Here is a 303-nt window from a genome sequence, read left to right on the forward strand (position 1 = left end):
TTTTTAATATGCTTGAACAACTAAGTTAAGAGAGTTATTCCCATGATTTTAGTTTCTATAATAATTGCATTAATTCTGGAGCGTTTAGGGGCTCGGTCTAATTACTGGCAGATAAGCTATTACACAAATGGTTATTTAAATCGCTCTAATAAGCTACTAGGTGACAAAGGCTTATTTAGTTCTGCTCCGGGCTTTTTAATTTGGCTGTTACTTCCAGTAATAGCAATAGCGTTTATTTATTGTTTATCTGATTTTGTACTATGGCAGTTAGCTATTAATATTGCTGTGCTTTTGGTTTGCTTT

1 protein-coding gene is annotated in these 303 nt (G+C 33.0%); it reads left to right on the forward strand.

Annotated elements, in window-relative coordinates:
• Positions 1 to 42: 42 nt before the first annotated feature.
• The coding region (locus AAEY83_RS13815) for a CobD/CbiB family protein (protein ID WP_351059683.1) at positions 43 to 303 on the forward strand (261 nt) is incomplete at its 3' end.

The sequence above is a fragment of the Psychrobacter sp. TB20-MNA-CIBAN-0197 genome, from assembly GCF_040309765.1.
Taxonomy (GTDB): Bacteria; Pseudomonadota; Gammaproteobacteria; order Pseudomonadales; family Moraxellaceae; genus Psychrobacter; species Psychrobacter submarinus.